Source organism: Pelagibacterium lentulum (genome assembly GCF_003992625.1).
In the GTDB taxonomy this organism is placed as follows: domain Bacteria; phylum Pseudomonadota; class Alphaproteobacteria; order Rhizobiales; family Devosiaceae; genus Pelagibacterium; species Pelagibacterium lentulum.
On the sequence record NZ_RZMW01000044.1, the window covers coordinates 44,694 to 67,667 of the forward strand.

The following is a 22,974-nucleotide window of genomic DNA, read 5'->3' on the forward strand; positions in this document are numbered from 1 at the left end:
CTACACCGCCATCGGATTGAGCTTGCGGGCAATCCGCGTCATCACCAATACGGTCGCAATCGTGATGACCACCATGATCGCGGCAATGGTCGAGGCCCCGACCCAATCAAACGCCACCATGGCGCGTTGATGCAGGAACGTGCCCATCACCATTTGCTGTCCGCCACCGAGCAGATGTGGCGTGGCGTATGAGGTGAAGCTGGCTGTGAAAACCAGCACTGCGCCCACGATCAGGCCCGGTGTGGCCAGCGGCAGAATGACCTGCATGAATGTGCTGGTGGGGTTGGCGCCAAGCGAAGAGGCGGCTTGAACCACGTCATCGGGAATGTTTTCGAGCACGCCGATCAGAACGAGGATCATCAGCGGCACGAAAAGATAGACCATCGCCACAATCACCGCGCCCTGCGTATAGAGCATGCCAATAGGCGCATCGGTGATCCCGATCCATTGCAGGAAGTTGTTGAGGATGCCGTTGCGGCCCAGAATGATCATCCAGGCAAATGAGCGGACAACGACGCCAGTGAGCAGCGGGAAAACCGCAAGCACGATCAGGATCGATTTGACCCAGGGCGGGCTTTTGGAAACCACATAGGCGGTCACAACTCCCACGGCGAGTGAAATGATCGTGGTGATTGCGGCAATCTCGAAGGTGCGCCAGAGCACCGTTCTGCGGAATGCTGACTCGAAATACCAGATATATGGGGCAATCAGCCCATCGGGATCGGTAAAGGTATAGCCGATGGTTGCTGCAACGGGCAGGATCAGAAAGATGACCAGTGCCAGCGTTGCCGGGGAGGCCATGATCCAGCCGGCGAAACGTTTCATGTCTTTTGTCGCTCTTTGCAGCGCCGTTTCGGCGCCTGGCTCAATAAGGGAACGGGGGTAGTCACCCCCGCTCTCAACCATTGTCTAAAACGATTCCGGCTTACATGCCGAATGTTTCGTTCCAGCGGTCGATCCAGTCGTTCTTTGCAGCATTCATCTGGTCATAATCGACGCGCTGCAGGCCAGCGATCATCTCATCGCCATATGTCCACAGTGCCGCCTGTCCGTCGGTCAACTCAACTGCCGTATGAACGGGCGCATCGACGCCGCGCTCGGCAAGCTGCTGCTGGATCTCAGGCGACAGGATGAAGTTGATGTATTGGTGTGCCAGTTCCACTTCCTGCGCACCAACCGGAATGTTGACGGTGTTGAGCGTTGCAATCGAGCCTTCTTCAAGGTCCGCCCAAACCACGCTGGGAACCGCAGCTTGAATCTGGGCCAGTGCGAAGTCCTGTGCAATCGAAGTGGTGATTTCACCTGTTGAGAACAGGTTGATCATCTCTGAACCGGTATTGTAGTTGGTCACAACATTGGGACGGATTTGCCGGATAGCTTCAAATGCCGCATCGGTATCGACAAAGGCATCAACACCGGCATAATCGCCGGCCTTCATGACGACCATTGGTCCTGCGGTGGTGGTGATGCCAGGCAGCGAGATCGAAGATGCAAGGTCTTCGCGCCAAAGGTCATTCCAAGAGGTGATTGGCTCTTCGACGGCATCCGCATTATAGACGATGCCAACCCGACCGATTGTATATGCAGGGCCATATTCGCCTTGCGGCGCTTGGGCCATCTCATAAAGGCCTTCGATATTGGAAATCTGCGACCGGTCGATCGGCTGGAACACACCTTCTTCGATCCCGATCTGGGAGAAGCTGTCGGTCAGGTAAATGACGTCAACGCCACCGCCACGCATCTGCACGCGGTTCAGCCGGTCAGCGTTGTTGCCTGTCTCGAACACGACTTCGCAGCCGCACATTTCCTGAAATGGATCGATGATGATCTCTTGCAGAAGGTCGCCGTTAAAGCCCCACCAGGAAATGGTGAGCGTCTGGGCTGACGCAGGCATGGCAGCCGTCATGGCAGCCAACGACACAATGGATAGAGCGGCTCCGCGGACACGGTTCATTTCAACACCTCGTTTTGAGTTTTTTGTCAGGCCAGGAAAGAGGGGCGGGCCTGATATGTTAGCAGCCTAAATTTTGTCCTTCGCATTCGCAAGCCCAATATATGAGCATTGCACGTCGTAAATGTCGCAAGTGCGCACGCTACCAGACAATCGGGTGTGTTTGGCCAGTCTGAACGTTCACAAAACCCTGGGGAATGTCATCGGTAGGAGCAACGAGCACCCAGCGCCAGGGCGCGCAGGTCAGCGTGGCAAAGGCCAAACGTTCGGGGAAACCGGGGAACCATCTCGGGCTGAATGTCGGCTCGTACATCCAGTCGATCTTTTCGCCTTCGGCGTAAAGGCGCTGCATCTCCGCATCGAGTTCATGGGGCGGGCGGCAGGTCATCAACCCGCCCACCTCGTAGCGGACCGTTGCGACCAACTCACCCTCGCGCACCAGCGCCCAGCCGCCTTGCGTTGTGCGCAATGCGTTGACGCATTTCGCCATTGCCGCATCCGATGAGCCGACGACCCATATATTGTGCTTGTCATGCCCCATCGAGCACGCCAAAGCGGTGTCGGGCGTGCGCGGGCCGGTCCCCAGCCAGAACATGCGCGATATTTTGCCTTCCCCGGAAAACCGGTCGACAATGGCGAACTTGGTGACGTTGCGCGTCTCGTCTCGCTGTACAGCGCCCTCTGCAACCGGCAATTCCATTTCGATGAAGCTGTCGTCCCAATGGAAGGGGCGCAGCAAGGCCGCCTGCATCGTTTGCCGACCGGGCTCCGCCGGAATGGCAAAATCTTCGCCGGTGATGTCCCGCCCGATATTGATGGTCTGCGTTGCCCATTGCGGCCAGTCGATCTTTGGCTGCGGCCCCACATAATTTCCGCCTTCGGCGACAAGCGCGCCATCGGCCCAGACCTTTGCAATCGAGAGAGTTTCCACCTCATTGAGCAAAACGACATCGGCATAGCGTCCCGGCGCAATTGAGCCGACCCATGGCGTCAATCGCATATGGCGGGCAGGATTGATCGTTACCATTTGGATCGCGATTTCGGGCGCCAGACCGGCTTTGATCGCCAGCCGGACATTATAATCGGTCGCGCCCATTTTCATCGTGTCCGAACATGAGCGGTCATCGGTCGTCAGGGCAAACTGGCTCCAGTCGCTTATTCCTGCCGCGATCAACCCCTTAATCATTTCGGGCAGCGAATGGGGCCGCAACTCCATGAAAAGGCCGCGCCGCAGCTTGTCGAGCACTTCTTCGGTCGTCCAGGCTTCGTGATCGGACGCCATGCCTGCCGCAGCAAAGGCACTGATGCTCGCAATATCGCGCATTCCCGCCGCATGGCCTTCCACGACTCCGCGATTGGCAAACGTCGCCTCGATCATTCCCCAAAGCCGCTCATAGGACGGGTTCTCCGGGTTCCACACGGCGGGCCAGTCCATCACTTCATCAAGCCCCGCGACCGCAAGGCTCTCGGTCATGAAACGCTGCTGCTCGTCATGGCCGAAATATCCGCCGCCCCATTCATAGGCCGTTGGTGGTACGGCAGAGCCGGGCAGGGGAAATATCTTTTGCGGACTGCCCGCCTTGCGCGCTGTCAGCCAGAATTGGAGGTTGTTGGCGCCATCGACATTGGAAAATTCGTGGCTGGCTTCACACGTCCATGTATTGCCGAACGGCAGAACCAGTGCGGCTTCCCATTCGGGCGTCACATGCGAACTCTCGATATGCTTGTGCACTTCACCAAAGCCGGGCACGGCGGCAAGGTCGGGTTCGTCGTGATAGTTCTCGGCTTGCCCCGGATAGGAGCCTTTCGGACCGATATAGGCGATCCGCCGACCTGAAATGACAATCTCCTGATCGGTGAGCCAAATGCGTGAATGCACATCGAGCAGTCTGCCAACCCGCAGCACCCGATCCGCCGGTCGCTCGCCCAATGCCACCAGTGCAAGATGCTGGCGTATGCGCACTTCGTCCTTGGCGGAAATCAGAAGGTCGTCGGGCAGGGCGTTGGGGGGCATGGATACTTGGGCCGTAAAGCCCACCCTTTCATCACGGGATACGCACAAGCGTGCGAATCGATTCTTACATGTTACAAAAGCGCCAACCAACGATAAGACTCAAGAGTTCATGAATGCCCAATCCCTTGATTTTGGATACCGATGGCGGTGTCGATGACGCGCAGGCCCTGCTGATGCTGCTGGCCAACGGGTGTGCACCCACTGCCATCACCACGGTTTTCGGCAATGTCAGCCTGCCTGCCGCCACCCGCAATATTCTGGCAACCCTTGCTACGGCCGGCGTTCAGATTCCCGTTTACAAAGGCGCTGAGGTGCCGCTCGAACAGCCGCGCATCGATGCCAAATACATTCACGGTGAAGATGGTCTGGGTGGCGCGCCGGTGCCCGACGACATCGGGCAAGCCCAGGAGCAGGACGCGATAGCCTTCCTTTGCGATGCGCTTAACGGAGCCGCCGACGCCGGTACAAAAATCGACCTGCTGCTGATCGGGCCATTGACCAATCTCGCGCTCGTCTTGCAGCGCGATCCCGACGCGATGAAGGGGATCGGTCAGGTAACGATCATGGGTGGCACTGTCTATGGTCGCGGCAACACTACACCGGCTGCCGAGTTCAATATCTTTGCCGATCCTGAAGCTGCGCAAATCGTCTTTGCTGCGGACTTGAGCATCCGTGTCGTGCCGTGGGAGCCCTGCATGAGCCACGCCATTACCGGCGCCCAGGTCGATGCACTTTTTGCTGACTTGCCGGAAACCCCGGTCCGCCGCTTTTCCAAAGCGCTTGCCGATCACGCCCGCCGCACCATTGAGGGCTATGGCGGTGGCGATAATTTCCGCTTTGTCGATCCACTGGCTGCTGCCGTTGTCATCGCGCCGGAAATCGTAACCCGGTCCGTCAGCGCTTGCGTCAGTGTGGCGCTGGGTTCAGGCCTGACCCGCGGCATGACCGTAGTCGATCCATCGGGTCGGCTGGGCACGCCGAAAGCGGAGCTGGTTGAAAAAGCCGATCTTGAAAAGGTTGTCGATTTTTACGCAAACTCCATCCGCTGATATGTTAGCCAAGATCAAAACAGGAGGAGCTATCGATGAGCGAACGCATTGCGTTCCGCATGACCCTCAATCCCGGTCAGGTGGAAGAATATAAAAGGCGCCACGATGAGATCTGGCCCGAATTGGTCATGGCGCTCAAACAGGCTGGCGTTTCAGACTATTCGATCTGGTACGATCCGCAGTCGCACGCGCTGTTTGCCACGCTCATCCGCACCTCCGACCACAAGATGGCCGATCTTCCAAATCAGGAAATCGTCCAGCGCTGGTGGGCCATGATGGCCGACATCATGGAAACCCATCCTGACAATGCGCCAGTCGAGGTTGAACTGCAAAACGTCTTCCATATGGCATAGGGACAGCTATCAGATCGGCCCGATCTGGCTCAGTTTCCGTATTGCGATCGGTGCGTTGGTCTTGCCCTCGTTCAACGACTTCCGCGCCATTTGTGCTTACGCTGCTGGGGCGGAAGTGCGGGCATGTCCTTGCTCACCGATCGCGGCGAACAGTTCGGCGTCCGCGCCAATTCCGGCATTCGGCGTCGTGAGCAGCGTGTCGCCATAAAACACCGAATTGGCCCCTGCCGCCAGGCAAAGCACTTGCGCTTCGCGGTTCAGCGCTGAGCGCCCGGCTGAAAGCCGCACTGTGGAGGCGGGCATGACAAGGCGAGCCGTTGCTACCATGCGAACCAGTTCCAACGGATCGATGCGCGGTCGACTCGCCAGTGGCGTACCTGCTATCGGAACGAGCGCGTTGATCGGCACGCTTTCAGGATGCGGCTCCATACTGGCAAGCACTTGCAGCATTGAAGCGCGATCACGGATTGTTTCGCCCATGCCGATGATACCGCCGCAGCATAAGTCGATACCGAACGAGCGCACTGTAGCCAGTGTTTTTAGTCGGTCCTCATAGGTGCGGGTAGTGACGATCTGCCCGTAGAACTCGGGGCTGGTATCGAGATTGTGGTTGTAAGCTGTCAGGCCCGCATTTGCCAGCCGTTCGGCCTGATGCGGCTTCAGCATCCCGAGCGTCACGCAGGCTTCCATGCCGAGGTTGCGGACGCCCTCGACCATCTCGATTACGGCGTCGAATTCCTTGCCGTCACGGACTTGCCGCCAGGCCGCGCCCATACAGAACCGTTCGGCCCCTGCCGCCTTGGCGGTGGACGCCATGGCGATCACGCTTTCTGGGTCCATCAGCTTGTCGCGGGTCAGATCGACCTCGCGGTGATGAGCCGATTGTGGGCAGTACGCGCAGTTCTCCGGACATCCACCGGTCTTGATGGAGAGTAGGCTTGCCTTCTGGACCTTGTTCGGATCGTGGTGCTGACGATGGACGGCATTGGCGCGCGCGATCAGTTCAAGCAACGGAAGGTCGTGCAGCGCGACGATCTGCTCGATCGTCCAGTCGTGCCGGATCGTTCCTTCTGCCAGCGTCATTTGGCTTTGTCCCGAAGGCGGGCGAGTGCGGCGGGGAGAACCGCGCCGGTTGCCGATACGATGCCGATTTTGACAAGGTCGCCAAGAACGAATGGCGTCACGCCCAGTTCGACAATGCGATCGAGCGGCACGAAACGAGCCAGCCACGCAGCGCCCAAGGCATAAACCAGTGCCAAGCCGAGCAGCATCGCGCCTGTGCGGCCAACCATGCCGCGGTCGCGGGCCAGCGCTCCAACCAGCCATGAGGCAACGAGGTAGCCGAGTAAATAACCTCCGGTTGGGCCGACCATATAGGCCAGCCCGATGCCGCGTGCGGGCGTGCCTGAGAATACTGGCAGGCCTGCTGCGCCAGCCGCAAGATAGGCAACGAAAATCGAGACGGCGATGCGCGGCCCGAAGGCGACAGCAAACGCCATGACGGCCAATGTGTGCAGCGTCATCGGAACCGGCCAGAAAGGAATCTGCACCTTGGCCGCCAGCGTCATCAGCGCGGCTCCTGCGATGACGGTCAGCACCGTGAGCGCCGACAACGCAAAACGGTTATCGATGAATCTTGTCGCGCTACTGCTCATATTGGACATCCTTGGATATTTTATAGATAATTTATAGAATCTATCGCTAAATGAATCCATAGAAATGCGGCCATGGCAACAGCAAAGTGCGCGATGCTGCCGGTGGCTGGGAACTGAACGAGCTGTTGCTGGGTTATTTCAGCTTCTTTTGCCCAATTGTCTGGACATGCCGGGCCAGCACGGATGCTGCTATTTCGGACTGCCCGGCTCGCAGGGCGTCAAGGATTGCACGGTGATCCCGATCCGTCGGGGCTTCCCATTCGGCCCGCCAGCCTGAAAATAGAAACCGGGCGCTTGCCGTATGCAGATCATCGATAGCTTTAAGCAGGCGTGGCATCCCGCACGGGGTAAGAATGATCCGGTGGAAGCTGCGATTGGCTTGCTCCCAGGCTTTAACGTCGCGCGCGCGGTCTCCCGCGCGGTTCGCTTCTTCTGCCTGGTCGAGAATGGCTTTGGTCATATGCGGGAAGGCGTTGCGCAGCGCCAGGGCTTCGAGCGCGGCGCGCATTTCGGCTACCTCTCGCACCTCATCGAGGCTGAAGCCGGCCACCCGCACGCCCCTGCGCGGCTCACTGACCACAAGACCTTGGGCCTCCAGACGCCGGAAAGCCTCGCGCACAGGCACATGGCTTGCGCCGAATTCCTCGGCAATATGATCCTGCCCAAGCCGGGAGCCCGGCTCAAGCGCTCCGGCAATGATACGGTCGGCCAGCACTTTGCTGATCCGCGCGGCAAGTGTGTCTTTTGTGGTTGTCATGATTTTATAGATAATTCGAACATGGAGCGCCGTCGAGCCACCAATTCGCCTGTTGCAAATATTCTGAATTGCGAGGCAAAGTCGCAACTTTGAAGAAAGCGCTCTTGGCGGCGCCAGCAATGGCCGGAGACCTCGGCGGTGCTGGGCGTGCTGGTGATGCCGCCGTACTTATTTGCCCGTCGGTTTTTCGGTAACGCGTATCAAACTTGGCGTCATTGGCAATGAGGGATTCTATGCAGCAAGCCAAGTTGCTAAGCTTGCTGACAAGGTGTTCGAGCCATGCGGACGCCAGTCGCAAAGCGCCCGGAGGCACGTGCCACATGAAGTCCATTGCCGTTTCATTTCGCTCCGGCCGCACGCGGCGCGAGAACTTGTCGCCCCTTAAACAGGCTCTCCTATGCGCCTCTCTTGTTTTACTGCTGCCTGCGGCGTCGGTTTTCGCCCAGCAAACGCCACAAATGCGGATTGATGCACTGACCTTGTCATCGGGCGGCCTTGCCGAAATCCGACGGAGCATATCCCTTGTCGACGCGCAGGACTTGACCTTCGACGTTCCCCTCGATCAGGTGAATGACATCCTGAAAAGCCTTGTTGTCTATGATCCTGCCGGCGGTATTGCTTTCCTTATACTTGATGGCTTGGCGCCGGTGGACGAAACCTTCCGTGGATTGCCGTTCACGCCCGCCGATATCGCTGCGCTGCCTCAATTGCTTGATGCCCTTCGAGGTGTCTCTGTTCAAGTTTCCTCTGGCGGGCGAACGGTTGAGGGGATTGTTCTTGGCGTCCAAACAGACCCTTTTGCCCGCGATGACAGCGGCCCTGCTGCACCCTTGCTCTCCGTCATGACTTATGGGGAACGCATTGAAGTGCTGGAATTGGGGCCAGACAGTGCGCTCGAAATCTGGGACGAAGCCATGCGGGAGCGGCTCCGGACTGCGGCCACGGTGAGCGGACAGGGACGTGTTGATAGCATGCGTTCGATTACCCTTGGGCTTGCTGGATCCGGCGCGCGCGACGTTCATCTTGATTACGTGGTTCCTGCACCGGTCTGGAAAACGGCTTATCGCCTTATTCTCGAGAGTGATGATCTTGCGCGCCTGCAGGCCTGGGCAATAATCGAGAACGCGTCGGGCGACGACTGGGATGGTGTAACGGTGACGCTATCCTCCGGCGCGCCGGTCACGCTTACCCAGAATCTGCACCAACGTTATTGGCACCAAAGGCCGGAAATCCCTGTGCTGGCCCAAACGATCATGCCTGTTCAGCCCGACCGGTTCGGCGGTGCGTCGGTCGATGACGCGGAGCAATCTGCGGTCATGGAACATTCCATGGATATTGCAAGAACGGCTGCTCCGGGCGTTGCGACGCTGATGGGTGCGCCGCGCGCCTCCATGCCCCAAGCGCAGGCCGCGGCAAGCGAAGGTGAGACGACCGCGACTTACCGTTTGCCAGCGCCGATAGACCTGCCATCTGGACAAACGCTTTCATTACCCTTTGTCGATACCGAGTTGCCAACCGAGCGTATTGCGCTTTTCCAGCCAGAACGCGGTGGTGTGCATCCTGTCGCAGCCCTGCGGATCGAAAATGCCACCGGAACAAGCCTTCCGCCAGGCATTGTCACGGTTTACGCGCCTCTTGAAGAAGGTTACGCAGGCGACGCTCAGGTTCACGCCTTGCCTGCTGGTGAAAGCCGGATGATCAGCTTTGCGGCCGACCGCAAGGTCGAGGTAACGACGGAGCGGGGCAACGAGCAGACATTCTATCGCGCCAGCCTGGCAGACGGGGTCTTGCGAACCACCAGCATTACGCGAGTCGAGACGGTCTATACGATCCGAGCCGCACGGGATGCGGCACGCACGGTTATCATTGAGCAACCGCGGCGCGAGGGCTGGACTTTTTCTTCCGACGTGCTTGACGAGAACACGCCCACCCATCACCGGCTTCGCAGCGAAGTACCGGCTGGTGGCACAGCAACCGCCACAGCCACATTTGAACGCACGGCAACAGATACCATTTCCCTTGTTGATCTTGACGCCTCGGATTTGTTGTTCTGGTCCGGGCAGATCGATGATCCTCAAATTGCCGGGGCGGTTTCAACGCTGGCCGAGCGCCGGCAGGAGATCGCTCGGGCTCAACGCGATGTGTCCGCACTGGAAAGAGCGATTGAAAACGCAGCAAGCAATCAGGCGCGTGTTCGCGACAACCTCGCAGCGGTCCCTGCCAATAGCAGTCTGGCTCAACGATACCTTGCCATGCTCGAGGAGCAGGAGGATGCCATTGCGGACTTCGAGCGGCAAAATGCGGCTGCAAAGAACCAACTCAGGGAACTGCGTGAACAATTCGCCGAGCTTGTCAAAGGTCTGTGATGCTCTGATCCAGTGACAAGCGGATTTGCGAGGCAATTATTGTTCGTCGGGCAGTTTCTGGCCGCGCAAATGGATTATGTAGCGCACGACGGCCGGAATGATTGCCAGCACCACGAAAAAGCCGAACGCGGCGGCAATTTGTGGCGTCACGAGATCGGCTGGAGTGATTGTCTCGCCGCGTGAGGCGGCATTGTCGATAACGCTTTCCAGGCCTGAACCCAGATAGGCCAGCGTAAACGTGCCCGGCATGGTGCCCAGGAAAGTAGCGATCATAAAGGTCTTGATCGGAACCTTGAAAAAGGCAGGGGCAACCGTAACCAGCCAGAACGGCAGGATAGGCGCAATCCGCAAGGCGATGATGTAGATCAACGCATCGCGTTCAAAGCCCTTGGCCAGCCGGTCGACCTTTGGACCCAATCTTTGTCGCAGTGATACCCCAAGCGCCGAACGGGTCGCAAGAAACAGCAGGGCCGCGCCCAAAGTGGCGCTGATGACAACCATGACCAAGGCGGTAGGCCAGCCAAAGAGAAATCCGGCAAAAACGGTCAGCATGGATGGAGCGGGAAATGCAATGGCTACAGCGATGATATAGGCTAGGGCATAGCCGCCGAGCGCGAGCACAAAATTTTCTGCGACTTGGCCTTTTAGCCAGTCGCGCTGTTCTGCCAGCCAATCGAAGTTCACATAACTGTGCAACTCAAAGCCAAATGCGAGCAGAAAAGCGGCGCCGATCGCCGTTATTGGCAACCAACGACGCCAGTTAGCGGCAAGAACATTCATCGCTTTAGAGATCCACGACCTCCTTTGTGGCAGTTGCGCGTCATAGCACTGGCATGTGGCTATCAATCCTGCGGTTCACAATAGATTCCGTAAAGTGTTGCAATGACCTGACGTACAGCGTCGGACGCCAGAGAATAATGCACAAGCTGGCCGTCGCGTCGCGCCTTGACCAGCCCCAGCGCCCGAAGTTTGGACAAATGTTGGGAGAGGGGAGACTGTGCCAGTTGCACCCGCTCGGCAAGCACGCCAACGGTCAGATCCTGTTCCAGCAGATTGCACAGGATCATCAACCGCTTGATATTGGCCATGGCGGTCAACAGGCTGGCAGCCTCTTCAGCGCTTTTTTCGAGTTCAGCAATTTTCATGTTTACAACATTAGTATATTCTAATATACAAACGCAATAATCCTCTTATCCACCTTTGCGGTGGGTTTGGCAAGGCTCAACACTTAGCACACCGGACCACAACGATCTTGACTGAATTCACACCATTCACTGCATTGCTCGGCGGCGCGCTCATTGGTGCCTCAGCCGTTCTTCTCATGGCGTTTCACGGCAGGATTGCTGGGATGACCGGCATTATTGCCGGACTGGTGCCGCCCTTTTCTCAAGACTGGGCGTGGCGCGCTGCCTTTATTCTTGGTGCAATCGCCGCTCCCGCGCTCATTGTCAGCGCGACAGGTCCGACCATTCCCTTCGATAGTCAGGTGCCGACCCTCTGGCTCATCATTGGCGGATTGATCGTCGGGATCGGCGTCTATTTCGGATCGGGTTGCACCTCGGGTCATGGCGTATGCGGGTTGGCGCGGTTCTCGCCGCGTTCGCTTGCCGCCACGCTGGTATTCATGGCGTCAACTGCGGCTACCGTTTTCGTCGTGCGCCATATACTTGGAGGCTTTTGACATGCAACGCATCCTGACAGCCGCCATCATTGGCCTGATTTTTGGTGCTGGCATTGCGATTTCGGGCATGATCAATCCCGCCAAGGTCCTAAATTTCTTCGACTTTGCAGGAACATGGGACCCATCCCTTGCCTTTGTCATGGGCGGCGCGCTCGCCGTCACAGCGCTGGGTTATCGTTTCGTACTCAAGCGTCCGGCTCCGCTTTTCGACAAGAGTTTCCACCTGCCCACCAGCCGAAAAATGGATGTGCCACTACTCGGCGGGGCGGCTGTTTTCGGCATCGGCTGGGGCATTACCGGCTTTTGTCCAGGCGGCGCAATCCCAGCTCTTGGCCTGGGTGAAACAGATGCCTTTATTTTCGTAGGCGCCATGCTCGGCGGCATCGCGTTGGCCCGGCTTGTGCGCCACGCTTTTGCCAAACGTGCGGCAACCGCCAACGCCTGATAATATCGCTTAGCCAGAAAGGAGCACCATCATGAACGCGTCGCTTCCCTTTGCAACTGATCTTTCCATCAGACCCGAAGTCGTCGCATTTTTCGATGAGCCGACAAACACGATCTCCTACATCGTGCGCGATCCGGCCTCGACCGCCTGCGCCGTGATCGACTCGGTCATGGATATCGACTACGCCGCAGGCCGCATCACCTATGATGGAGCCGACAAGATCATCGCGTTCATCAAGGAAAAGGGCTGGACCCTTGAATGGCTGATCGAAACCCACGTTCACGCCGATCACCTCTCGGCGGCGCCCTATATTCAGCAAAAGCTTGGCGGCAAGCTGGGCATTGGCGAGAACATCACCATCGTTCAGGATACATTCGGCAAGATCTTCAACGAAGGCACCGAATTCCAGCGTGATGGCTCTCAGTTCGATCAGCTTTTTTCCGATGGCGACCGCTACAAAATTGGCAATCTGACCGCCCATGTCATGCACACTCCCGGCCATACACCTGCCTGCATGACCCATGTCATCGGCAATGCTGCCTTTGTTGGCGATACGCTGTTCATGCCCGACGGCGGCTCGGCCCGTGCCGATTTCCCCGGCGGCGATGCCCGCACACTTTATCGCTCGATCCAGCGTGTCCTGGCCCTGCCGCGTGAAACCCGGCTTTTCATGTGCCACGATTACGGCCCCAATGGCCGCGACATTCAGTGGGAAACCAGTGTGGGAGATGAGATCGACTACAACATCCATGTCGGTCACGGCACGAGCGAGGACGAGTTCGTCAAGATGCGCGAAGAGCGCGACGCGACCCTCGCAATGCCCAAGCTCATCATCCCATCGCTTCAGGTCAATATGCGTGCTGGCCAATTGCCGCCCGAAGACGAAAAGGGCGGAACCTTCTTCAAGGTCCCGGTCAACAAGCTCTAAAGGCAAATGGAAACACGATGAGCATTCGCAAGATCGACAACCGCTTCTCTGTAACCGGGCAGATACTGCCCGAACAGATCGATGAAGTGGTGGCGCTTGGCTTTACCGCCATCATCTGTGCCCGGCCGGACAATGAAGAGCCCGGACAGCCCAATTTCGATGTCGTTGCAAAGGCAGCTAAAGCCAAAGGCATTACTGCTTTTCACATTCCGGTTTCGGGTCAGTTGGGGGAAGGCCAGATCATCCGGTTTCATGAGGCCATGAGTCAGTGCGATGGGCCGGTGCTGGGCTATTGCCGCTCCGGTGCCCGTGCGGGCAGTCTCTACGCAACTCTGTCACGCTGACCGCAAGCGCGGCAGGGCGGCGCCGATACGGTCTTTCGTCCGGTGCCGTAAGTCTCACCCCGAACTTATGCTTTCCGCGTCCCCGCAAAGAGGGCAAAGTTCGGGCGTGAGGCAAACGCTTTTCTGCCATACATATCGATTGGGGCTTGGGACACAGTGACCGCATTGGAAAAATACGTTCCCATTCTCAAATGGGGCAGAACCTATAATCCCGCACTGTTCGGGCGCGATATGATGGCGGCAATCATCGTCACCATCATGCTGATCCCGCAATCGCTGGCCTATGCCCTGCTGGCAGGCCTGCCACCCGAGGTCGGGCTTTATGCCTCGATCCTGCCGTTGATCGCTTATGCGATTTTCGGCTCGTCCACCTCTCTGGCTGTGGGCCCGGTGGCCGTGGTTTCGCTGATGACAGCCGCCGCGGTCGGACGCATCGCAGCCGAAGGGACTGCCGACTATGCAACAGCGGCCATCATGCTGGCTTTCCTGTCCGGCTTGATCCTTGTTGGCATGGGATTGCTGCGCCTTGGCTTTGTCGCCAATTTCCTTTCCCACCCTGTTATTTCCGGCTTCATCACCGCCTCCGGCCTCATCATCGCGACAAGCCAGGTTGGCGGCCTTCTTGGCATCGGCACGTACGGGCACGCTATGCCCGAACTGCTCGGCTCGATCTGGGCATCGTTGAGCCAGATCAATTTTTACACGTTGGCGGTGGGCATGGCATCGCTTATGGCGTTGCTCTGGATCCGTCTGGATATGAAAAAGCGTCTGATCGCTATTCGTATTCCTGCGCCTGTGGCCACCACTTTGGTTCGCGCCGGGCCGGTCGTGGTGGTGCTTTTGGCCATCGGCGCTTCTGCGCTTTTCGATCTCGGTGGCAAAGGCGTTGCGTTGGTGGGCGATGTCCCGCAGGGTCTGCCGCCGCTCTCTGTGCCTGTTTTCAATCTCGACGTTATGGCCGCACTGATCGGCCCAGCCTTCATCATTTCCATTATCGGCTTTGTGGAATCGATCTCGGTCGCACAAACCCTTGCCGCCAAAAAGCGCGAACGCATCAATCCCGATCAGGAACTTGTCGGGCTCGGCGCGTCAAACATTGCTGCGGCAATCGGGTCGGGCTATCCGGTAACGGGTGGGTTCGCCCGCTCGGTCGTCAATCATGACGCCGGAGCGGCAACGCCGGCAGCAGGCGCATTTACCGCCATCGGCATTGCGGGCGCCACCTTGTTGCTGACCCCCTTTCTGGCGCTTTTGCCCAAGGCAACGCTGGCGGCCACCATCGTTATTGCCGTTTTGACGCTTGTGGATTTCTCGATACTGAAAAAAGCGTTCGCCTATTCTCGAGCAGATTTCGCTGCCGTTATTATCACACTGGGCGTAACGCTGGTCTTGGGCGTGGAAGTCGGCGTACTTTCAGGCGTTGTGGCTTCGATCCTCGTTTTTCTTTACCGGACGTCCAAACCTCATACCGCGATTGTTGGGCAGGTGCCGGGCACCGAGCACTTCCGCAATGTCTTGCGCCATGAGGTGGAAACTCATCCCGAAATTGTCTCCATCCGTGTTGATGAAAGCCTTTACTTCGCCAATGCACGCTTTCTTGAGGATTGCATCTATGAGCGCGTTTCGGGTCGTCCCGAAGTCAAGCACGTTATTCTCATGTGCCCTGCGGTTAACGCTATCGACATGTCGGCGCTCGAAAGTCTCGAGGCGATAAATGAGCGCCTGAAGGATCTTGGCATCACCTTTCACCTTTCGGAAGTCAAAGGCCCGGTGATGGACAAGCTCAGGGCTACCCAGTTTTTTGCCCATTTGACGGGGCGGATTTTTCTTTCCCAGCACGAGGCCGTCTCGGCGCTCAATGGTAAAAACAACAGGTAACATCGGGCACTTTCGGGTCGCCCAACGGTTTACATCTGCATCCAGTGTCTTACATTTGTTGGCAGGTTTGACGCCCTGTGCGATTGCAGGGCGCTTGCCTTGTCGTGGGATCGGTCTGTCAGTCGCCTCAAATAATGCGCTGCCTATCCCAAAGCACACACGAGAAAAAAGAGGACACAGCATGACCCAGGCAAAGCACGGGGATACTGTGCGCATCCATTATACCGGCCGCCTGACGGACGGTACCCAATTCGACTCTTCTCAAGGTCGCGAGCCGCTTGAGTTTCAGCTTGGCTCCGGCCAGATCATTCCCGGACTCGATGCCCAGGTTCAGGGCATGAATGTCGGTGATAAGGCATCCGTCACCATTCCGCCCGAGCAGGCCTATGGGCAGCATAATCCTGAAGGCGTGCAATCGGTGCCGCGTGATCGTATTCCCGAAGGCGTCGATGTCAGCATTGGAGCGCGACTTCAGGCGACCGGCGGTGATGGCCGTGCCATGACACTCACGGTGGTGGGTGCTACCGATGACGCAGTCACTGTCGATGCCAACCATCCCTTGGCTGGCAAGGATCTTGTGTTTGACGTCGAGCTCGTCGAGGTTGTGGCCGCCTGATCGGCACTGTCGGCGTAATCGCTTTGCGCTTTTTAAAGACCGTCCGGTGCGTTAGCGCGGACGGTCTTAATTTTGCTGTTTGCGCTATTGCCCGGTTAACCATGCTTGGCGATGAGCGGAACGATTGCCGCAAAGCCCTGATTTGTTGAACATTCTATAGGGACTTTTGCCGATAGTGTGGACAGGTCTTAACGGACGGCATGGATTTGAGCTTGCTGGGGCGCCAGCAACCAAGGGACAGTAGAAATGGCATTTCAGGCAATTTCACGGGAAATCGACTATCCCGCGACACAATACCCGCAGGAAATGTCGCTCGATATCGAGGTTTATGAAAGTCTCGATGCCGCGCGTGCCGACTGGCAGGAACTTGAGTGCCGCGCGATTTACACGCCTTATCAGCGTTTCGACTGGATTTCCGCTTATTTGCAAGCGGGCTTCCTTGCCAATGGCTGCTTGCGCATCATCGTCTTCCGCGATCATGGAAAGCCAGTAGCGCTTCTGCCGCTATCCATCGTGCGCCAGCAAGGCGTTATGCAGGGGCGCATTATCGGTATGCCGATTTCCAATGCCGATAGTCTCATTTTCGACCCGGCTTATGTAAACGACATAACGCCAAATCTGCTGCGCAAGGCCTTTTCCGGCCTGCGTGCCGCAGGACAGCCGCTCGATCTGGTCAGCTTTCATAGCTTGCTCAAGGATTGGCGTGGCGTCGCCAACCCGCTGTTGGGTTTTTCTCATGCGCCCGCGCCGAACAATTTTTATTTCGAAACGTTTCCGCAAGGCGATGCGCCGTTCATTGAGCAGTCCTTTCCTCATAAGCGCCGCACGAATATTCGCCGCTCAACGCGCCGTTTGACGGAAGCTTTCGGCCCATTATCTGTGCGCTTGGCCAGTTCAGAGGAGGAGGTCGACCGCTTCCACGCAGCTTTCCTGGAACAGCGTGGTGCGCGATTCGCAAAAATGGGCGTGGAGAACGTTTTTGCCCGACCCCAATTCCAGACCCTTTTCCTGTCGCTTGCCAAACAAGGGCTGGGTGCAACTCATCCGATGCTGCACTATCATGCGCTGTTTGCGGGTGAGGACATTCTCGCTACCAGCCTTGGCGTCTATGCCAAGGGTCACTATTCGCAATATATCAATTCTACCACCGTCGGTGAGGCATCCAAGTACTCGCTGATGGGGGTTTTGCTTTCGATGCTGGTCGACGAGTTGCGCGCCGACGGCATTGCCGTTTTTGATATGGGGTTGGGCGATTTCGACTATAAGACCGATTGGACACAGCCCGCGGTTGTTTATGACAGCCTTATCCCGGTTTCGCCTCTCGGCTCACTTGCTGTTCCTGTGCTCAGCGGCGCGCGCAAGCTCAAGCGGACCATAAAGCAAACTCCGGCCCTATGGAAAATAGCACGTGCCGTTCAGGCTCTGAAAACACGCTTGCGATCTTAAAAGTCAGCTTCATAGGCCCAGATAAGTCAGGCCCAGCATCAATAATATCGCCATGGGTATCGGTCCGAGAGAGACAATAAACAGCCGTGTCGTGCTGGACATCTTCGCGCCGGCCGTCGCAAGCGCAAAGCCTATTACACTGGCGATATAGGCTCCCGTGGCGATAGAGGATGCCACGCCCAGTTCTGCCAACATAGCCAGAAAGGTGATTCCGACAGCAATAGTAATTCCGGCAAGTCCCGCCAGGGCCAGCCATGTCCCTGAACTCATTTTTCTGTCCGAGCCATGTGGTCGCACTGTCTCTATAGCGCAAGTCACTGTCGTTCTACAAATTTTACGCGGAGCAATACTGTAAAATTAAGGCTATTTCTCTACACTAAGATTTAGTCCTGATTCTATGGTGCTTTTTCTCTTCTTGGGTTTGGATAAATTGCTGATGCTGTGAGCAGTCTTTGCCCAATAAAATGGGCGATGAATAAGCTCAATTGCAGCCAGAAACACTGCGAGCCAGCACAAGAGCCAGTGGATCGGCAAGCCGATAAGTATCGGGCTCATTGCGCTGCGGTTCAGGCGTGCCAGCCCGATTGTTCCCGCGGCCGCAGCGCCCATATAGCCCAGAAAAAGCAGGACGATGTTCAGAAAGGTCCCGGTGGACGGCCCCACCAGTGTTGCAAGCTCCCAAATCAATATTGCCGCGACGAGCATGAAGAAGGGACCATGGATCGCTGTCGAAAACACCATGCTGCCGACAAATATCCAGAAGGCGGCGAACTTTGTGGCGCCAAGTGTTCGCCAAAGCCGAACAGGTCGGCTCCCGTGAACGATAAGAGTTTGCATCCAGCCTTTTTGCCAGCGGGTGCGCTGGCGTACCCATACGCCCAATGTGGTTGGCGCGGTCTCATAGGTGTAAGACGCAAAGCTCTTGACCTGTCGATCCAGGCGGGCGAGGCGGATGCCGAGGTCCGCATCCTCGGTAACGTTGAAACTGTCCCAAGCGCCGATCCGCCTCAATGTCGAAAGCCGGAAATGGTTTGAGGTGCCGCCGAGCGGCAGCGGCATTTCGAGCCGTGCCAGCGCTGGCAGCAACAGCCCGAAATGCCCGGCGTACTCGGCAGCGAACATGCGGGTGAGAAAATTTGTTTCGGCATTTTCGATAACAAGTTCGGCCTGCAAGCAATCGTAAGCGGGAAATTGAGCAAAAAGACTCGCGGCTTTTCGCAACTGCCCTGGGTCTGGCCGGTCCTCTGCATCGAAAACCACAACATGGTCCCCACGCGCGATAGGCAAGGCGAAATTGATGGCTTTGGGCTTTGTCGCGGGACCGCCTCTAGGCACCACGATCATATCCATATAGCCCGGTTCCATACCGCGATTGACCGCTTCGATTGTTGCGGTGCTCTCACTCTCTACAACAAACAGGATATCGAGCTTTTCCTTTGGATAGTCGAACGCCTTCATCGCTGCAACGATCTGGGGCACCATATGGGCTTCGTCGCGTAAGGGAATAAGGACAGAATAGATCGGCAGGTGCGCATCTGAAAGCAGTATGTCGGTGTCGATAGGGGTGTTTCTTGCCGCGGTTAGTGCCGCCCAGACCCGAAAAGCCGATGGTGTGACCAGGATAAGTGTAAAAATCACAGTCAACATAGCATGATGAGCAAACGGCACGATCAGCGCCATCAAGACGATGGCGGCCAAAAGAGCGACAAAGGCGATACGCCCCGTGAGTGGCAGGTCCAGATGGGCATTGCCAAATGGAAACGCCCGCACAAGGCCCTGATAGGCATTGGTCAGTAGACTGGTCTCATTGACTTTCGCCAGCCCCATTCGCAAGTGACGCGGCGCCACGATCACCAGTTGGCGCCGCAAATCTGCCCGGTTAGCCAATTGTGCCCTGATTTCGAATAGTTGATCGAAGCCCGGTGCTGCAAAGACAACGCGACGCCCGCCAAACGCGCCCCTTGCCGTTTGCACCTGAGGTATGCTCTCCAGCGCTGTAAAACCATCCAGTGGTCCCATATGGCGGCTGATTGCTTCGCTATAGCGCAGTTCAAGCAGAGTGGCCACGCGCTCGTACAGCGTTTCTACGGGCACACCGTATTGAACGGATGTGACGTGCAAAGGGTCGGCCTGGAGCGCTTCGGCCCTGGCGAGAATGCCATCGGCAACGCGAGCCGTGCACCAATGCTCGCCCACGATCTCGATAAGAAATGCGCATCTGTCTGCCCGGTTCATCCTCCCCCCGAGACGCCACCGTTTTATTGGCCAGCGAATCCGCGCAATGTGCATGCCAACAGCTAACACATGGCCATAGTCGCAATTGACGTTCCAACATGCCTATGAATTCTTGCGCCGATGGGCCATAAACCGCAAGGACGATATGGACGGTTTTCATAAAAGTTGTGGCTTTGTCTTTCTTTCTTCGCGTTCGCCTCTGCCTTTTTGCTCTTGTTGCTCTGGTTTGCGCGCCCGCAATGGCGCAGAACCTGCCGCTTCATGTCGATCCTGGCGCGCGCGAGGAAGTCTTTGATACAAGCGCCGTACCGGCCTTGCGCTTCCTGACGACTGCCGATTTTCCGCCATTCAATTATACCGATGGTGCTGGCAATCTCGTTGGTTTCAATATCGATCTGGCAAATGCCATCTGCATGCGTCTGTCGGCTAGTTGCACCATACAGGCCTGGCCTTGGGACACTGTGCAGGACGCGCTGGCCGACAATCAGGGCGACGCGCTGATTGCCGGGCTTGCAATTGACGGGCAATCGGGCAGCCGGTTCGACTTCTCCCGCATCTATCTCGAATTACCCGCTCGATTCGTCGCCAGCGCGGACACCGCGCCGCTGTTCAGTCCCCGGCGTCTGACCGGACCGCTGGGCGTGCGTCAGGGCACGCCTCACGCCCAGTTGGCGCGCCGCCTGCTGCCAAATGTGGAAATAATTGAGTTTCCATCGGAACTGGCGGCACTCGAAGCGCTTGCACGAGAAGATATTGCAGCGTTTTTCGGTGATGGTATGCGCGCCGCGTTCTGGCTCAATGAGAATGACGATTGCTGTGCTTTTGCAGGCGAGGCCTATTTCCGCCCCGATCTCTTCGGCTCGGGTTTTGCCGTAGCGGTCCCGGCCGGTCTGGATAATGTCCGCGCGGCCATCAATTGGGCCCTGATCCGGCTGGCCCGTGAAGGCAGGCTGGACGAACTATACTTGCGGTGGTTTCCGGTGAGCTTTTATTGACTGACGCCAAAAGCGTCGCCTGAGAAATCGTTATCGCAACAATACAATTTTAAGGGGTCGCCTCTAATTTCCTCAACGGGGAACGCTTGAACTATGGGCTTTTTGCCCGTGGTGTTGTCGTAATGTAGGTGTGATTTTCAGGTAATTCCTCGAAAACTTGCAGCGGCAACGCCATGGGAATTTTCGGGGTTGTCGCAATGCATTTGAATATTTCCGGGCGCATCTATTTGCTTGTCGCCCTTTCGTTTCTGGCCATCGGCGTTCTTGCCTTTCTCAGCGTCAGGGATGTCACCAATACGCGCACAGACATGCGCCAGACTGAGCTTGTCTCTATCGTTCAATCGGCTCAGGCACTCGCTGCGGCGCAATACGAGCGTGCGCAGGCCGGCGAAGTCACCGAAGCGCAGGCGCAGGCCGAGGCGCTGGACCGCATTCGCGACATTCGCTATCGCGGCAATGAGTATCTTTTCGTTTTTGAAGAAAGCGGCCTGATGCTCATGCACCCGATCAATGCCGCCATGGAAGGCGGCGATCATAGCGGCCTTCAGGACAGCAACGGCAAGTACTTCTTTGCCGAGATGATCGAGACAGCCAACGCCCAGGGCGGTGGTTTCGTTTCCTATATGTGGCCGCGCGTACCCAACACGCCCGACATTCCCAAGGAGAGCTATGTAGAGCTTTATGAACCTTGGGGCTGGATTCTGGGCACGGGCGTTTATGTGGACGATCTGGCCGCCGAGAACTTCAATTCTGCGATGGTGCAACTTGCGATTGTCGCTGTCATTCTTTTGGTGACTGCCGGTACGGCTGTTCTGATCGCACGGACGATCACACGCCCGATCAGCAAACTGACGACAACGATGGATACGCTATCGAAGGGTGACTATTCCCACGAGGTTGAAGGCACCGCGCGCAAGGACGAAATCGGCCTGATGGCACGCGCCGTGGCGATTTTCCGCGAGAATGGTCTCAAGGTCGCGCAAATGACCGAAGCTGAAGCGGTGCGCGTCATCGAAGAGCAAAAGGCTCGGGCGCAGATGATGAGCGAATTGCAGGACGCTTTCGGTAACGTCGTTGATGCCGCCGTGGACGGGGATTTCACCAAGCGCGTCGAAACCGAATTTCCAGACGCCGAGCTCAATGCTCTTGCATCGGGCATCAACAATCTTGTCGAGGTTGTCGATCGCTCAATCGATGAAACAGGCACGGTGCTTGCCGCTCTCGCCCAGACAGATCTCACCAAGCGCGTTTCCGGTGAGTATAAGGGCGCTCTGGCCAAGCTCAAAACCGATACCAACGCCGTCGCTGAGAACCTTTCCGGCGTCGTCACCCAGCTTCGTCAGACCTCGCGTGCGCTCAAGGTCGCGACCGGAGAAATCCTTGCCGGCACCAACGATTTGTCCGAACGCACGACCAAGCAGGCCGCGGCAATCGAGGAAACCTCGGCCGCCATGGATCAGCTTACTACCACGGTCAACGAGAACGCCCAGAAGGCCGAGAATGCCTTTGCCGGCAGCGAAACGGCCGCCAAGCTTGCCAATGAGGGCGGGACGGTCATGGCCGATGCCACGACCGCCATGGAACGCATCACCACCTCCTCGTCGAAAATCTCCAACATCATCGGCATGATCGACGACATCGCCTTCCAGACCAACCTTCTGGCGCTCAATGCGTCGGTGGAAGCGGCACGGGCAGGCGAAGCGGGCAAGGGCTTTGCCGTGGTTGCCGTGGAAGTGCGCCGTCTGGCTCAATCTGCTGCCGAAGCCTCTTCCGAGGTCAAGGCCCTGATCGAGCAGAGCGCCAATGAAGTCGATGGTGGCTCGAAACTTGTTGCCAATGCTGCCCAGAAGCTCGCTGCCATCCTGCAATCGGTGGAAGAAAACAGCGCGCTGATGAAAGACATCTCCCGCGCCAACCGTGAGCAGACGTCCGCCATCAACGAGGTCAGCACCGCGATCCGGCAGATGGACGAGATGACCCAGCACAATGCGGCACTGGTGGAAGAAACCAATGCGGCCATCGAGCAGACCGAAGCCCAGGCGTCCGAGCTGGACCGGATTGTCGATGTCTTCAAAGTCTCCGGCGCCAGCGAAGCAGAACCGGTCCGGCAACCTGCCCCCGCGAACTCGTCCAAGCCATCGGCCCCCGCCAAAACCAGGACTGCAGCCTCGGCCTATCTCAGCCAGGGCAATGCTGCCCTGAAGGCCGAAGAATGGGACGAGTTCTGATCGCTACTTTACTTCGATAAAGGCATGCAAACG

General features: G+C 57.5%; 22 protein-coding genes. 12 read left to right on the top strand and 10 right to left on the bottom strand.

From position 1 onward, the window contains the following. From EO133_RS18225 to EO133_RS18235, 3 genes are all read right to left on the bottom strand, one after another. Positions 1–825, bottom strand: a complete 825-nt coding sequence (locus EO133_RS18225; RefSeq protein WP_127074086.1) for an ABC transporter permease — start codon at positions 823–825, stop codon at positions 1–3. A gap of 100 nt (positions 826–925) precedes the next feature. Then, positions 926–1,954, bottom strand: a complete 1,029-nt coding sequence (locus EO133_RS18230) for an ABC transporter substrate-binding protein (protein ID WP_127074087.1) — start codon at positions 1,952–1,954, stop codon at positions 926–928. A gap of 139 nt (positions 1,955–2,093) precedes the next feature. After that, positions 2,094–3,965, bottom strand: a complete 1,872-nt coding sequence (locus EO133_RS18235) for an adenine deaminase (protein ID WP_127074088.1) — start codon at positions 3,963–3,965, stop codon at positions 2,094–2,096. Positions 3,966–4,078: 113 nt separating this feature from the next. Between EO133_RS18235 and EO133_RS18240 the strand changes: the two genes are divergently transcribed. Both EO133_RS18240 and rhaM read left to right on the top strand, forming a co-directional pair. After that, on the top strand, positions 4,079–5,014 hold the full coding sequence (locus tag EO133_RS18240; protein WP_127074089.1) for a nucleoside hydrolase: 936 nt from the start codon (positions 4,079–4,081) through the stop codon (positions 5,012–5,014). Positions 5,015–5,049: 35 nt separating this feature from the next. Further along, positions 5,050–5,367 (top strand): L-rhamnose mutarotase, encoded by a 318-nt coding sequence (gene rhaM / locus EO133_RS18245; protein ID WP_127074090.1) that lies wholly within the window; start codon positions 5,050–5,052, stop codon positions 5,365–5,367. Between the two features lie 96 nt (positions 5,368–5,463). On the opposite strand, the gene bioB is transcribed toward rhaM, so the two are convergent. From bioB to EO133_RS18260, 3 genes are all read right to left on the bottom strand, one after another. Continuing rightward, a complete protein-coding gene (gene bioB / locus EO133_RS18250) occupies positions 5,464–6,450 on the bottom strand; it encodes a biotin synthase BioB (protein ID WP_127074091.1) in 987 nt (328 codons plus the stop codon). Continuing rightward, on the bottom strand, positions 6,447–7,022 hold the full coding sequence (locus EO133_RS18255; protein ID WP_127074092.1) for a biotin transporter BioY: 576 nt from the start codon (positions 7,020–7,022) through the stop codon (positions 6,447–6,449). The genes bioB and EO133_RS18255 overlap by 4 nt, the downstream gene beginning before the upstream one ends. A gap of 133 nt (positions 7,023–7,155) precedes the next feature. Beyond that, on the bottom strand, positions 7,156–7,779 hold the full coding sequence (locus EO133_RS18260; protein WP_127074093.1) for a GntR family transcriptional regulator: 624 nt from the start codon (positions 7,777–7,779) through the stop codon (positions 7,156–7,158). A 320-nt stretch (positions 7,780–8,099) separates the two neighbouring features. Here EO133_RS18260 and EO133_RS18265 point away from each other — a divergent pair, with 320 nt between their 5' ends. Beyond that, entirely contained in the window at positions 8,100–10,145 is a 2,046-nt protein-coding gene (locus EO133_RS18265) for a DUF4139 domain-containing protein (protein WP_164735093.1), read from the top strand. Between the two features lie 36 nt (positions 10,146–10,181). Here the strand turns inward: EO133_RS18265 and EO133_RS18270 are convergent, their stop codons facing one another. Beyond that, positions 10,182–10,925, bottom strand: a complete 744-nt coding sequence (locus tag EO133_RS18270; RefSeq protein WP_127074095.1) for a TVP38/TMEM64 family protein — start codon at positions 10,923–10,925, stop codon at positions 10,182–10,184. Between the two features lie 62 nt (positions 10,926–10,987). After that, the gene (locus EO133_RS18275; RefSeq protein WP_127074096.1) at positions 10,988–11,290 is read right to left on the bottom strand and encodes an ArsR/SmtB family transcription factor; all 303 of its coding nucleotides are present in this window, start codon (positions 11,288–11,290) and stop codon (positions 10,988–10,990) included. A gap of 107 nt (positions 11,291–11,397) precedes the next feature. Between EO133_RS18275 and EO133_RS18280 the strand changes: the two genes are divergently transcribed. The 7 genes from EO133_RS18280 to EO133_RS18310 all read left to right on the top strand — a co-directional run bounded on the left by EO133_RS18280 (position 11,398) and on the right by EO133_RS18310 (position 17,483). Continuing rightward, positions 11,398–11,826 carry a YeeE/YedE family protein gene (locus EO133_RS18280; protein ID WP_127074097.1) on the top strand — a complete coding sequence of 143 codons (429 nt, stop codon included), beginning with the start codon at positions 11,398–11,400 and terminating at the stop codon, positions 11,824–11,826. A 1-nt stretch (position 11,827) separates the two neighbouring features. Beyond that, entirely contained in the window at positions 11,828–12,271 is a 444-nt protein-coding gene (locus EO133_RS18285) for a DUF6691 family protein (protein WP_127074098.1), read from the top strand. A gap of 31 nt (positions 12,272–12,302) precedes the next feature. Beyond that, the gene (locus EO133_RS18290) at positions 12,303–13,199 is read left to right on the top strand and encodes an MBL fold metallo-hydrolase (RefSeq protein ID WP_127074099.1); all 897 of its coding nucleotides are present in this window, start codon (positions 12,303–12,305) and stop codon (positions 13,197–13,199) included. A 17-nt stretch (positions 13,200–13,216) separates the two neighbouring features. Continuing rightward, the gene (locus EO133_RS18295; RefSeq protein ID WP_127074100.1) at positions 13,217–13,543 is read left to right on the top strand and encodes a protein tyrosine phosphatase family protein; all 327 of its coding nucleotides are present in this window, start codon (positions 13,217–13,219) and stop codon (positions 13,541–13,543) included. 156 nt (positions 13,544–13,699) lie between these two features. Beyond that, positions 13,700–15,421 (top strand): SulP family inorganic anion transporter, encoded by a 1,722-nt coding sequence (locus EO133_RS18300; protein ID WP_127074101.1) that lies wholly within the window; start codon positions 13,700–13,702, stop codon positions 15,419–15,421. 181 nt (positions 15,422–15,602) lie between these two features. After that, complete coding sequence (locus tag EO133_RS18305) at positions 15,603–16,037, top strand: FKBP-type peptidyl-prolyl cis-trans isomerase (protein WP_127074102.1); 435 nt, start codon at positions 15,603–15,605, stop codon at positions 16,035–16,037. Between the two features lie 246 nt (positions 16,038–16,283). Continuing rightward, on the top strand, positions 16,284–17,483 hold the full coding sequence (locus tag EO133_RS18310) for a GNAT family N-acetyltransferase (protein WP_127074103.1): 1,200 nt from the start codon (positions 16,284–16,286) through the stop codon (positions 17,481–17,483). Between the two features lie 9 nt (positions 17,484–17,492). Here EO133_RS18310 and EO133_RS18315 read toward each other — a convergent pair whose 3' ends face one another. Then, entirely contained in the window at positions 17,493–17,753 is a 261-nt protein-coding gene (locus EO133_RS18315) for a hypothetical protein (protein ID WP_127074104.1), read from the bottom strand. Positions 17,754–17,846: 93 nt separating this feature from the next. Next, on the bottom strand, positions 17,847–19,718 hold the full coding sequence (locus EO133_RS18320; RefSeq protein WP_164735094.1) for a glycosyltransferase family 2 protein: 1,872 nt from the start codon (positions 19,716–19,718) through the stop codon (positions 17,847–17,849). Positions 19,719–19,957: 239 nt separating this feature from the next. On the opposite strand from EO133_RS18320, the gene EO133_RS18325 reads away from it, so the two are divergent. Both EO133_RS18325 and EO133_RS18330 read left to right on the top strand, forming a co-directional pair. Next, the gene (locus tag EO133_RS18325) at positions 19,958–20,713 is read left to right on the top strand and encodes a transporter substrate-binding domain-containing protein (RefSeq protein WP_127074106.1); all 756 of its coding nucleotides are present in this window, start codon (positions 19,958–19,960) and stop codon (positions 20,711–20,713) included. A gap of 197 nt (positions 20,714–20,910) precedes the next feature. Further along, a complete protein-coding gene (locus EO133_RS18330; RefSeq protein ID WP_164735095.1) occupies positions 20,911–22,941 on the top strand; it encodes a methyl-accepting chemotaxis protein in 2,031 nt (676 codons plus the stop codon). The last annotated feature ends 33 nt before the right edge of the window (positions 22,942–22,974 follow it).

Bases quoted from the DNA above. Each gene is read 5' to 3' on its own strand.
- EO133_RS18285 (WP_127074098.1), top strand. From the start codon at position 11,828: ATGCAACGCATCCTGACAGCCGCCATCATTGGCCTGATTTTTGGTGCT.
- EO133_RS18230 (WP_127074087.1), bottom strand. From the start codon at position 1,954: ATGAACCGTGTCCGCGGAGCCGCTCTATCCATTGTGTCGTTGGCTGCC.
- EO133_RS18270 (WP_127074095.1), bottom strand. From the start codon at position 10,925: ATGAATGTTCTTGCCGCTAACTGGCGTCGTTGGTTGCCAATAACGGCG.
- EO133_RS18305 (WP_127074102.1), top strand. From the start codon at position 15,603: ATGACCCAGGCAAAGCACGGGGATACTGTGCGCATCCATTATACCGGC.
- EO133_RS18265 (WP_164735093.1), top strand. From the start codon at position 8,100: ATGAAGTCCATTGCCGTTTCATTTCGCTCCGGCCGCACGCGGCGCGAG.
- EO133_RS18295 (WP_127074100.1), top strand. From the start codon at position 13,217: ATGAGCATTCGCAAGATCGACAACCGCTTCTCTGTAACCGGGCAGATA.
- bioB (WP_127074091.1), bottom strand. From the start codon at position 6,450: ATGACGCTGGCAGAAGGAACGATCCGGCACGACTGGACGATCGAGCAG.
- EO133_RS18275 (WP_127074096.1), bottom strand. From the start codon at position 11,290: ATGAAAATTGCTGAACTCGAAAAAAGCGCTGAAGAGGCTGCCAGCCTG.
- EO133_RS18260 (WP_127074093.1), bottom strand. From the start codon at position 7,779: ATGACAACCACAAAAGACACACTTGCCGCGCGGATCAGCAAAGTGCTG.
- EO133_RS18315 (WP_127074104.1), bottom strand. From the start codon at position 17,753: ATGAGTTCAGGGACATGGCTGGCCCTGGCGGGACTTGCCGGAATTACT.
- EO133_RS18240 (WP_127074089.1), top strand. From the start codon at position 4,079: ATGCCCAATCCCTTGATTTTGGATACCGATGGCGGTGTCGATGACGCG.
- EO133_RS18325 (WP_127074106.1), top strand. From the start codon at position 19,958: ATGGCGCAGAACCTGCCGCTTCATGTCGATCCTGGCGCGCGCGAGGAA.
- EO133_RS18320 (WP_164735094.1), bottom strand. From the start codon at position 19,718: ATGAACCGGGCAGACAGATGCGCATTTCTTATCGAGATCGTGGGCGAG.
- EO133_RS18290 (WP_127074099.1), top strand. From the start codon at position 12,303: ATGAACGCGTCGCTTCCCTTTGCAACTGATCTTTCCATCAGACCCGAA.
- EO133_RS18330 (WP_164735095.1), top strand. From the start codon at position 20,911: ATGCATTTGAATATTTCCGGGCGCATCTATTTGCTTGTCGCCCTTTCG.
- EO133_RS18255 (WP_127074092.1), bottom strand. From the start codon at position 7,022: ATGAGCAGTAGCGCGACAAGATTCATCGATAACCGTTTTGCGTTGTCG.
- EO133_RS18235 (WP_127074088.1), bottom strand. From the start codon at position 3,965: ATGCCCCCCAACGCCCTGCCCGACGACCTTCTGATTTCCGCCAAGGAC.
- rhaM (WP_127074090.1), top strand. From the start codon at position 5,050: ATGAGCGAACGCATTGCGTTCCGCATGACCCTCAATCCCGGTCAGGTG.
- EO133_RS18310 (WP_127074103.1), top strand. From the start codon at position 16,284: ATGGCATTTCAGGCAATTTCACGGGAAATCGACTATCCCGCGACACAA.
- EO133_RS18225 (WP_127074086.1), bottom strand. From the start codon at position 825: ATGAAACGTTTCGCCGGCTGGATCATGGCCTCCCCGGCAACGCTGGCA.